7 protein-coding genes are annotated in these 8,888 nt (G+C 66.5%); 3 read left to right on the top strand and 4 right to left on the bottom strand.

The features are described from left to right. Positions 1-84: 84 nt before the first annotated feature. The 3 genes from exaC to ACZY0Y_RS19115 form a co-directional block, all read right to left on the bottom strand. Positions 85-1,608 carry an acetaldehyde dehydrogenase ExaC gene (exaC, locus tag ACZY0Y_RS19125; RefSeq protein ID WP_463883957.1) on the bottom strand — a complete coding sequence of 508 codons (1,524 nt, stop codon included), beginning with the start codon at positions 1,606-1,608 and terminating at the stop codon, positions 85-87. A gap of 134 nt (positions 1,609-1,742) precedes the next feature. Continuing rightward, positions 1,743-3,131, bottom strand: a complete 1,389-nt coding sequence (locus tag ACZY0Y_RS19120; RefSeq protein ID WP_463883959.1) for a GAF domain-containing protein — start codon at positions 3,129-3,131, stop codon at positions 1,743-1,745. A 253-nt stretch (positions 3,132-3,384) separates the two neighbouring features. Next, positions 3,385-4,854, bottom strand: a complete 1,470-nt coding sequence (locus tag ACZY0Y_RS19115) for an FAD-dependent oxidoreductase (RefSeq protein WP_463959834.1) — start codon at positions 4,852-4,854, stop codon at positions 3,385-3,387. 306 nt (positions 4,855-5,160) lie between these two features. On the opposite strand from ACZY0Y_RS19115, the gene ACZY0Y_RS19110 reads away from it, so the two are divergent. The 3 genes from ACZY0Y_RS19110 (at position 5,161) to ACZY0Y_RS19100 (ending at position 8,158) form a co-directional block, all read left to right on the top strand. Next, complete coding sequence (locus ACZY0Y_RS19110) at positions 5,161-5,697, top strand: hypothetical protein (RefSeq protein ID WP_463959832.1); 537 nt, start codon at positions 5,161-5,163, stop codon at positions 5,695-5,697. A 189-nt stretch (positions 5,698-5,886) separates the two neighbouring features. Next, on the top strand, positions 5,887-7,014 hold the full coding sequence (locus tag ACZY0Y_RS19105; protein ID WP_463959830.1) for a hypothetical protein: 1,128 nt from the start codon (positions 5,887-5,889) through the stop codon (positions 7,012-7,014). A 181-nt stretch (positions 7,015-7,195) separates the two neighbouring features. Then, on the top strand, positions 7,196-8,158 hold the full coding sequence (locus ACZY0Y_RS19100; protein ID WP_463959828.1) for a hypothetical protein: 963 nt from the start codon (positions 7,196-7,198) through the stop codon (positions 8,156-8,158). Here the strand turns inward: ACZY0Y_RS19100 and ACZY0Y_RS19095 are convergent. Next, a partial coding sequence (locus ACZY0Y_RS19095) for an ISL3 family transposase (RefSeq protein ID WP_463959826.1) occupies positions 8,130-8,888 on the bottom strand: 759 nt, incomplete at its 5' end. The two genes, ACZY0Y_RS19100 and ACZY0Y_RS19095, sit on opposite strands and share 29 nt — an antisense overlap.

The raw sequence follows: 8,888 nt of genomic DNA, 5'->3' as shown, positions 1-8,888 counted from the left end.
GACAGGCTTCCTTCAGAGAGGGGAAAGGGGGGGGACGGGGGGGGGGACCCACCCCCACCCCCCCCCGCCCGGGCTTGGTGCGGCTTAGAAGAAGCCGAGCTTGTTCTCGTTGTAGCTGACCAGGAGGTTCTTGGTCTGCTGGTAGTGGTCCAGCATCATCGAGTGGTTTTCGCGTCCGATGCCTGAGGACTTGTAGCCGCCGAACGCAGCCCCTGCCGGGTAGGCGTGGTAGTTGTTGACCCACACCCGGCCGGCCTGGATTTCACGGCCGGCGCGGTAGGCGACGTTGCCGTTGCGGGACCAGACGCCGGCGCCGAGGCCGTAGAGCGTGTCGTTGGCGATGCCCATGGCGTCGTTGTAGTCGCTGAAGCGGGTCACGGAGACCACCGGGCCAAAGATTTCCTCCTGGAAGATCCGCATCTTGTTGTGGCCTTCGAAGATGGTCGGCTGGACGTAGTAGCCGCCGGCCAGGTCGCCGGGCATTTCGGCCCGGGCGCCGCCCGTGAGGATCTTGGCGCCCTCCTGCTTTCCGATGTCGATGTAGGAGAGGATCTTCTCCAGCTGGTCGTTCGAGGCCTGGGCCCCGAGCTGCGTTTCGGTGTCCAGCGGGTTGCCCTGGATGATCTTCTCGACCCGGGCCACGGCGTCGGCCATGAAGGAATCGTAGATGTCCTCCTGGACCAGGGCGCGGGAGGGGCAGGTGCAGACTTCACCCTGGTTGAAGGCGAAAAGCGTGAACCCTTCCTGGGCCTTGTCGTAGAACGCGTCGTTGGTGTCGGCAACGTCGTTGAAGAAGATGTTGGGGCTCTTGCCGCCGAGTTCCAGCGTGACCGGGATCAGGTTCTGGCTGGCGTACTGGCTGATCAGCCGGCCGGTGGAGGTCTCGCCGGTAAAGGCGATCTTGCGGATCCGGGGGCTGGAGGCGAGCGGCTTGCCGGCCTCGACGCCGAAGCCGTTGACCACGTTCAGGACGCCGGCCGGCAGCAGGTCGCCAATGAGTTCCATCAGGACCAGGATCGAGGACGGGGTCTGCTCGGCCGGCTTCAGGACGACGGCGTTGCCGGCGGCGAGGGCCGGGGCAAGCTTCCAGACGGCCATCAGGATCGGGAAGTTCCAGGGGATGATCTGGCCGACGACGCCGAGCGGCTCGTGGTAGTGGTAGGCGGTGGTGTCCTCGTCGAGCTGGGACAGCCGACCTTCCTGGGCACGGACGGCGGAGGCAAAGTAGCGGAAGTGGTCGGCGGCGAGCGGGATGTCCGCGTTGAGGGTTTCGCGGATCGGCTTGCCATTGTCCCAGGACTCGGCGACAGCGAGCATCTCGAGGTTCTCATCGATCCGGTCTGCGATCTTGTTCAGGATGGCGGCGCGTTCGGCCACGGAGGTCTTGCCCCAGGAGGGCGCAATCTTGTGGGCGGCGTCGAGCGCGAGTTCGATGTCCTCGGCGGTGCCGCGGGCGACCTCACAGAACACCTTGCCGGTGACGGGGGTGATGTTCTCGAAGTACTGGCCCTTGACCGGGGCAACCCACTCGCCGCCGATCCAGTTCTCGTAGCGGTCCTTGAAAGTGACCTTCGAGCCCTCGGTACCGGGCTGTGCGTAAACAGTCATTGCTAGCTCCTTTGCTGTGCAAGATTGATGGCGGCCAGATGTCGGCGCCACCGTTGCGTTCAGCCTAGGAGTCGGGAGGTTGCAGTCAGGTTGCAACCGAAGTGACCCGGGTCACTCCCGCGGCCCATGGCGCGTCAGGCGCTGAGCTCGGCCTCGAGCCGTTCCAGATCGGCAACGATGGCGGCCCGCTTGGGCGACCGCGGCGGCAGCAGTTTCAGTGCCGCGATCCGGACCTCGACGTCGTCCTTCGCCTCGGGAAGCTCGGCATACCTCAGGAGCGACTCGGCGCTGCCGTCCGTCAGCACGGCTTCGCGGAGCAGGGAGGAGACCCGGTTCCGCAGTTCGGCGATGCCCGGGGCCTCGGAGCGGGGCAGGACAGCGCCGCGGTAGATTTCCAGGGCGATCCGGTGCGCGCCGCGCTGCAGGCAGTTCAGGACCTGCCCGGAGTCAGGCACCAGGTCCAGCGGCAGCCGGTAGGGGCGTGACTCCGGAACAGCATCCGGATTGAGCTGCTGGAGGACCTTGCGCAGGCGGACCATCTCGGCCCTCAGCGTCATGGTGGAGGCGTTTCCCGGGTACAGGAGGGCGCACAGTTCCTCGGCGTTCAGCCCCTCCGGGTGGGTGCTGAGCAAGGCCAGGATTTCGCTGTGCCGGACGGACAACGGCACGGTGCGGCCGTCGATGCTGAGGAGCGCCTGGTCCCGGCCGAGGAGCTGGAGGCTGTTGCGGTACAGGCTGCCCGCCGCGCCGGCACCGTCCCGGCCTGCCGCGGCCGGGCCGGGACCCCGGCGTCGGGCCGGCGAGGACTGGCGCTCAGCGGCGAGCTGCAGGCGTTCCACACGGAGGTGCGCCTGGGCGGCAGCCACGGTCGCTTCGACGAGCGAGAGTGTGTGCGGGGCGACGGCGGATTCCGTCCCGGTGATGTCCACGACGCCCAGGAGGGCCCCGGAATCCGGGTCATGGAACGGTACGGCGGTGCAGCTCCACGGGTGGACGGAGCGTTTGTAGTGTTCGGCGCCGGAGATCTGGATGCCGCGGCCTAGGGCCAGTGCGGTTCCCGGCGCACTGGTGCCCACGGTTGCCTCGGACCAGTCGGCGCCCGGGACGAACATCATCCGCTCGGCCCGGCGCTGCATGGCGGCATCACCTTCGACCCAGAGCAGCCGGCCCACCTCATCGCCTACGGCCACCAGCATTCCGCTGTCGTGGCTGGGCAGGATCAGGAGCTTGTGGATCACGGGCATGATCGCGGCCAGCGGATGCTGCCGCCGGTACTCCTCAAGTTCTTCGCGGTCCATGGCCAGCGGGGCCTCGGGGTTGTCCGGGTTCGCCTGCAGCTCGGCAGAGCGGCGCCAGGACTCCTGGATCAGGCTGCTGAGACCCGGCAGCTGCACGTCCGCAGGGAACACAAGTCCTTGGGTGTCCAGCTGCTCATGGCCGGCGCTGGCATACTGCTGGCGCAGCGCTGCGGGGATCCCGCCTGCTGGCGGGAACAGCGCTGCCGGATGGATCACTTTCGTCATTGAACTCCCACCGGACAGGCGCGACGATGCCAGAGGCAACCACGTCCGTCCAGTCTAGTGCGCCTGCCGGGTGGCCGCCAGAGCTTGCGCCGGCCGCCGTTCCACGCCGCGCAACCGGTCCCGCGCTACGGAACCGGTCCCGCGCTACGGAAACGGTCCCGCGCTACGCAAAAGCGCTGCCGACGCCGGAATACCGTATGCGCCAGCGGATTCGCGCGTCGTGAGAACATCCGCGCCGCGGCGGAGACACGCCCTAGCCGCGGGAGATCTGCACCATGTCCTCGCGGGGAACCACCTTGACGCGCTCCCGGACGACGCCGTCGGCCTCGCCGGAAGCGGAAAACTCCGCGCCGAGGGCCAGTTCGTGGGCGTCGAGCCTGTTCCAGCCCTCCCAGGTGGTGTATTCGATCCCGCGTTCTTCCAGCAGGTCGATGATCGCCTGCGGGTCCGGGTTCTGCGCCGGCGGGAGGTTCAGCCGGTCCTCGAGCAGGAAGCCGATGGTCTCCAGTGCGTCGCCCTTGGTGTGCCCGATCAGGCCCACGGGGCCGCGCTTGATCCAGCCTGTCGCGTAGATGCCCGGGACGGGATTGCCCCCGGCGTCGAGCACACGGCCGCCATCGTTGGGGATGACGCCGCGGCGGGCGTCGTATTCCAGTTCGTCCAGCGGCGAGCCGTGGTAGCCGATCGCGCGGTAGACGGCCTGGACCGGGTACTCGAGGTACTCCCCCGTGCCCTTGACGTTGCCGGTGCCGTCCAGCTGCATGCGCTCGAACTTGATGCCGGTGACCTTGCCGGGGTGGACGGCGTCGCCTGATGTTCCCAGGACCTCGACCGGGCTGTGCAGGAAGTGCAGGTGCAGGCGGCGGGAGGACGGCTCCTCCGCTTCGGCGTGCTCCTCGACGAGCCAGTTCGTCAGGGTGTTGACCATGGTACGGATCTGGTTGTTGCTGCGGATCGCCTCGTCGGAGGCCTCGTCGAACTCGAAGTCCTCCGGGTACAGGACGATGTCGACGTCCCGGGCATGGGAGAGCTCACGCAGTTCCAGCGGCGTGAACTTGACCTGGGCCGGTCCGCGGCGGCCGAACACGTGCACGTCCGTGACCGGGGAGTTCTTGAGTGCCTGATAAACGTTGTCCGGGATTTCCGTCACCAGCAGGTCATCGGCGTGCTTGACCAGCATCCGGGCCACGTCGAGGGCCACGTTACCGTTGCCGATCACCGCGATCTCCTTGGCCTCCAGCGGCCAGTCCCGCGGCACATCCGGGTGCCCGTCGTACCAGGAGACGAAATCGGCCCCGCCGAAGGACCCTTCGAGGTCAATGCCGGGGATGTCCAGTTCGGCATCCTTAATGGCCCCGGTGGAAAAGATCACCGCGTCGTAGAAGGCACGGAAATCGTGCAGTGTCAGGTCACGGCCGTACGTGACGTTGCCGAGGAAGCGGATGTCGCCACGGTCCAGGACCTTGTGCAGGGCGTTGACGATCCCCTTGATCCGCGGATGGTCCGGGGCGACGCCGTAGCGGATCAGGCCGTACGGCGCCGGGTATGCCTCGAAGAGATCGATGCTGACCTCGAAGTCGCCGCCCTTGACCTCATTGGACTTGGTCAGGATGTCCGCGGCGTAGACGCCGGCCGGTCCGGCGCCGACAATCGCAACGCGGAGCGGACGTTTGGACGTGCTTTTAGACGAGCTATTAGACGAGGTGTTGGCCGAGTTGGACACCGGAAGCCCTTCTGAGTCTTAGCGACGGCGCCAGCTCATGCAGCGCACAATCCCCCATTCTAAATGTTCGCGGCAGGGACGCGGAAATGTTCAGCTGCCGGCCTCGCTTCCTTCACCCGCGCCATCCCGTCCCGACATCATTTGGCCTGAGCCTGATCTCGACCGCACGGGCGAGGCGGCTTTCGCTCTCAGCAGACCTGGGGAACCACCATTTCCAACGAACGCATTTCCTTCACATCACTTATAAGCCAGGCGCTTCCGGCGGCAAACCGCTGGAAGGAGCGGGAGCTGGCCGTCTTCGGCGCGATGGTGCAGCACGGGCACACCTCGGCACTGCCGTCGCTGAATACGCGGCACCAGCAGGCCGAAGTTCCTGTCCCGGCGTCCCGGCCGCCGGCCGTCCAGCCTCTGGTGCGCCGGATGGACCATTTCAGCCAGCCGCTCGTCGTCTGGCGCCTGATTTCGGGCAATCACCGGGAGCTCGGGCGCGGGGTGGGCCTCTTCCCGAGCTACGCGGCGGCCGCCACGAATGCAGCCATGGCGCGGGACGGCGCCGGGGAACTCGCCATCACCTTCGTGTACCGCCGGCCGGCCCGGGAATACGGATGGTACGCCAGCCTGCGGGAACGCCCGGTCCTCATGGCCAGCGTTTGGTACCCCACCATCCGGGACCGGGACCGCAGCGCCTTGGCCGCCCTGGATCTGCTCGGCGGCGCACGCCTGCTTGACACGGTGATCCGCCACGGGCACCGGCATCTTGGGGTCGAGCTGCCCGCCGCTCCGGCCCCGGCTGACAGCAGCGAAGGGCGGGCTGCCGGGAGGCTCGTCCCAGTTTCACCTTAAGTTCACCTGAATCCGGGTGTTTCTTAGCCCAGCAATTCGAGGCGCCGGGCACTGCCGCCGCAGACTCAGAGCGGCCGGTGCTGTCCCAACCGCTCCGGCTTCCGCGGGGACGCTCCTGCAGTGAACACACTGCCCTGCGCCCAGCGGCAACGGCTCATCCACTCGGAACCTCAGATGGGGAAACAAGACATGAAATTGAAGTCCTTCCAGGCAGTCGGCGCCGTCTGCGCCTCCGCCCTGGCACTCGGCCTGATCAGCTCGGCGGTTGCGTCCGCCGAACCCAGCACGCCTGATCGAGCCTTTGCGGCCGTCGGCTCCGACACCATCCAGGACGTCTGGAACGGGCTGACCAACAATGGTCCGGTCAAGTCCGTAGCCTCCTACGACGCCTTCGGCACGCCGGCGCAGATCGTCACCAAGACCGGGGTCACTGCGTTCACGCGCCCCAATGGCTCCGGTGCGGGGGTCAAAGCCCTCAGCGCCAGCCTGAACCCTGGAAACCACGTCTACAAGGATTCTGCCGGCACATCCTTCACGCTGAAGAAGAACGACGTCGACATCGCCCGGTCGTCGTCCTCGCCGTCCGTCGCGGGCACCGACCTGACGTTCCTGCCCTTCGCACGCGACGCGGTGACAGTGGCCTACAAGGACTCGGCAGGCTCGCCCGGCCAGCCGCTGCGCCTGAGCACCCAGCAGATCGCCAACATCTTCAGCTGCACAGCCGGCGACGGCGTCACCATTGACGGGGCCACCGGAAAACCCGTGCTGGGCACCATGACGTTTACCCCGAAGCTGCCCCAGGCCGCGTCGGGCACCCGCGGCTTCTTCCTCAAGGCCATCGGGGTTACCCCTAACACCTCGTGCATTCCGGATGCCGAGCAGACCTACCCGGAGAACAATGGCCAGGCGCTCGTCAGCGACGGCGACATCGTCCCCTTCTCCGCCGCCCAATGGATCGCGCAGAAGAACGGCGCCATGACGGACAGCACCGCCGCCGGCCAGTGGCTGGCGGACATCGACGGCTTGCATGCGGTTGATCCCGCCACCTCGGCACCGGCGCTCGCTCCGGGAACCCTGTACGGCGATGCTGCGGTTGCCCCCGCCGGCAGCAAGGGCACCTTTGCCCGGGACACGTACAACGTGGTGGCCAGCACCACCCAGACCAGCAAGCTGACCTACAACGTGATGCTGAACAACGCCATCTCGACCAACCTGAAGACAACCGGCAGCAAGCTCACCATCAACAAATTCGGCTTCAAGACGCTCTCCTATGTCGGCGACTGGACAATGGGCAAGAAATCCGGTTACACGAACTAGCTTCACCGCGCCCGGGCCGCAAATGCATTCACCGCGAATTCGCCCGGAGTCTCTGTTTCCTTTCCCGTCCGACAGCCGCATAACCCGGCAGCGGAGTCAGGATATTGAGAAATCACTGCTGCCGGAATCCGAATCCCGGCAGCCGACCAACAATGCATGAATCATGAAAAGGACGAGCACCATGGCTATCGCCACAATGAAGAAATCCCGCTGGGGCAGGACCACTGCCGCAGCCGTCGCCGGCAGCACCCTGCTGCTGGGTGGCGGCATGACTGTGGCCCAGGCCGCACTGCCGGCAGGCTCAGCGGGAACCGTCACGGCCAACCCGACCACCGGTGACTGGAAAGCGACGACCCTTTCGGTCTTCAAGCTGCACAGCGATATGGTCTGCCCGACTGTTGGCGGCATGAACGCAGGCGCACTGATCTTCCTGTCCGAGCCCGGACAGGAGATCCAGCCGGCGCCGAGCAACACGGTTGAAGCTCAGACGGCCTATCCCTTTACGCAGGACCCCCAGTATCAGATGTCGCTGAATCCCGACGGCACCATCGCAGATGACAACACCCTGGAATCCGGCTTTGTGGACGGCAGCAAGGCGCCCATCGCTGACATGGCAACGGTTGTCCAGGCCAGCCACACCTACAGCATCGGCTATGTCTGCACTACCCTGACCGACGACTTGAGGACCGCCAAGATCAACCCGGTCAACGGCAAGTCCGTGGCCTCGTGGGCCACGCTGGCCACGGACGCCGCCAAGAACTGGACCCTCAGCCAGCCCGTCGTCGCCACCCCGACCCCGAGCGCCACTCCGACGGCTACCGAGACCGCGACGCCTTCGCCGAGCGCCACACCGACGGCTACCGAGACCGCGACGCCTTCGCCGAGCGCCACACCGACGGCCACCGAGACTGCTTCCCCCTCCCCCAGCGCTACCGCGACGGAGACGTCGACGGCCGAGGCCGCCCAGCCGCTGAAGGCGGGCGCGCAGCTGGTGTCCGGCCAGAAGCACCTGGTCGATGCTCCCGGCGGGACGTTCGCGGCCGGCGAAAAGGTCTCCGGAGAGATCCACTCGAATCCGGTTGTCCTGGCCGAAACCGCCATGGCAAACGGGCTCTTCAGAATTGAGAGTGTAGTTTCGGTCTGAATCCGCCGGATTCGAGGAGTGATCTGGCGATGTAGTTGGTGAGGTTGCGGAAGCCGAGGGCGGAGCCGCGGAGGTGTTCGAGCCGGCCGTTAATCGCTTCGGTAGGCCCGTTCGAGGTGCCGGGTCTTTCGAAGTAGGCCAGGACGTCGTTGGCCCGGCGTATAAGTGTCCGTCCCAGTGTCTTGAGCTCGGTGAGAGCGGCCGGGACGGCTGTGCTGAGGGAATCGATCACGGCTTGCATCAGCTTTTTTCCCTGGACCCGGTCCGGTTCGCGGTAAGCGGCAACCATGCGCTGGTAGACGCCCCAGCTTGCTTCAACCTCGACATGGGTATCGGAGGAGAACAGGTTTTCAAGGCGGTGGCGTTGTTTCTCCGTGAGCAAGTCAGCACCGGTGTGCAGGGTCCGCCGGGCGGAGTACAGCGGGTCTGCGGCCCGTCCGCGGTGCCCGAGGCTCTGTTGCTGGACACGGCGCCGGCACGCATCCAACGCGTCCCCGGCCAGGCGGACCACATGGAAAGGATCCATGACCGGGACCGCGGCAGGTAGTTCCTCCGCCGCGGCGCTCTTGAACCCGGAGAACCCGTCCATCGCCACGACTTCCACCCCGTTCCGCCAGTCTTGGGGGCGTGCCTGCAGCCAGGTCGCGAAGGCTTGCTTCGAGCGGCCCTCGACCATGTCCAGCAGGCGGGACGGGCCGGTCCCGTCACGGATCGGGGTGAGGTCAATGAT

This window comes from Pseudarthrobacter kochi (assembly GCF_055412805.1).
The sequence above is the reverse complement of the archived record's forward strand: the minus strand, read 5'-3'. Positions and strand labels throughout refer to the sequence as shown.